The sequence below is a fragment of the Kitasatospora sp. NPDC023176 genome, from assembly GCF_055560495.1.
Genome location: NZ_JBVHIP010000099.1, coordinates 1 through 1,288 on the forward strand (window position 1 = coordinate 1; position 1,288 = coordinate 1,288).

At 74.9% G+C, this 1,288-nt stretch carries 1 protein-coding gene and 2 pseudogenes; 1 reads left to right on the forward strand and 2 read right to left on the reverse strand.

What is annotated here, in order from left to right; translation table 11 throughout:
• Both ACZ3YL_RS42465 and ACZ3YL_RS42470 read right to left on the reverse strand, forming a co-directional pair.
• A pseudogene (locus ACZ3YL_RS42465) lies at positions 1 to 274 on the reverse strand (hypothetical protein); the annotation flags it as partial.
• The gene (locus ACZ3YL_RS42470; protein ID WP_188308300.1) at positions 267 to 779 is read right to left on the reverse strand and encodes a SigE family RNA polymerase sigma factor; all 513 of its coding nucleotides are present in this window, start codon (positions 777 to 779) and stop codon (positions 267 to 269) included. The pseudogene ACZ3YL_RS42465 and the gene ACZ3YL_RS42470, both read right to left, overlap by 8 nt.
• A gap of 250 nt (positions 780 to 1,029) precedes the next feature.
• On the opposite strand from ACZ3YL_RS42470, the pseudogene ACZ3YL_RS42475 reads away from it, so the two are divergent.
• Positions 1,030 to 1,288 (forward strand): annotated as a pseudogene (locus tag ACZ3YL_RS42475) (hypothetical protein); the annotation flags it as partial.

A 1,288-nucleotide genomic window follows, 5' to 3' on the forward strand; every position in this document is an offset into this window, starting at 1 on the left:
GGTGGGGGGAGGCCGACGCGGAGGAGACGCCGGTGGTGGCCGGTCCTTGTTGCGGTCCCGCCGGGTGTTGCGGCCCCGGTGAGCGCAGCACGGACGGGAGGACCAGGCACAGTGCTGCTGCCGTGCAGGCCGCGGTCGCGCCCAAGGCGTACCGGCGGTGGCGGCGCCGGTCGGCGCGGCGGCGGATCTCCGCGGCGCGCAGGGCCGGGGCGGGCATCTGCGTGCCGAGCAGCCGCAGCCGGTCGGCGAGGGCGTCGTGGACGGGGTCAGACACGGAGCTTTCCTTCCTCGCTGGTCGGGGTTCTGTCGGCGAGCTTGGCCGCGAGCGCCGTCCGGCCGCGGGCGAGACGGCTCTTGACGGCGCTGACGCTGGCGCCGGTCTCGGCCGCGACCTGCTCGACGGAGAGGTCGCACATGTGGTGCAGGACCAGCGCGCCTCGCTGTGCCTCGGGCAGCTCGCGGAGCGCGCTGACCAGCATCAGGTGTTCTTCGGCGGGCGGCTCGACGACGGGCGGTTCCTGGCGGTGGTGGCGTCCGGCCAGGTGCAGGCCCCGGGCGAGACGCCGCCAGCGGGAGTACGCCAACCGCCGGGCCGTGGTCCGGATCCATGCCTCCGGGGCCTCGTCCGGGTCGAAGGTGCGCCTTCGGTCCCACGCGCGGATGAAGGCCTCCTGGACCACGTCCTGGGCTTCGGACCAGTTGCCGGTCAGCGCGTAGAGCTGCCCGGTCAGGCGGGAGAAGGACGCCGCGTAGAACGCGTCGAACTCCTGTGGCGTCATCAAGGGCCTCTCTTCCGGGGCTGTCCGTCAGCTCGCGGTACACGCGATGGCGGGGAAGCACCGCTCGGCCGTGGCGGTGGAGCCGTGCCTCCTGGGCGGAGCCTCCCGCCCTGTACGCACGAGCGCCGTCCCAGGGTCGCACCGGCGGCCTATGACCTGGATCACGCGCGGGGGTGCGACCTACCGGGCGTCAGGAGGCGTAGAGGGGTGCCGGCATCAACCGGACGCCCGCAGGAAAGGACACGGATTCATGCGCATCCGCCCGAGAATGCTCATCGCCGCCACCGCCACGGCCGCAGCCATCGCGACCGCGGGAGGCATGGCCACTGCCGCCACCGGCACCTCCACTCCCGCCCCCACGGCCACCCCCACGGCCACCCCCACGGCCCACGGCGAGCCCTCCGGTGCGCCCGCCCCCACGGCCACCCCCACGGCCCACGGCGAGCCCTCCGGTGCGCCCGCCCCCACGGCCACCGGCAGCGGCTCGACCGCCACCGCTGAGCCTGTCA

Bases quoted from the DNA above. Each gene is read 5' to 3' on its own strand.
- ACZ3YL_RS42470 (WP_188308300.1), bottom strand. From the start codon at position 779: ATGACGCCACAGGAGTTCGACGCGTTCTACGCGGCGTCCTTCTCCCGC.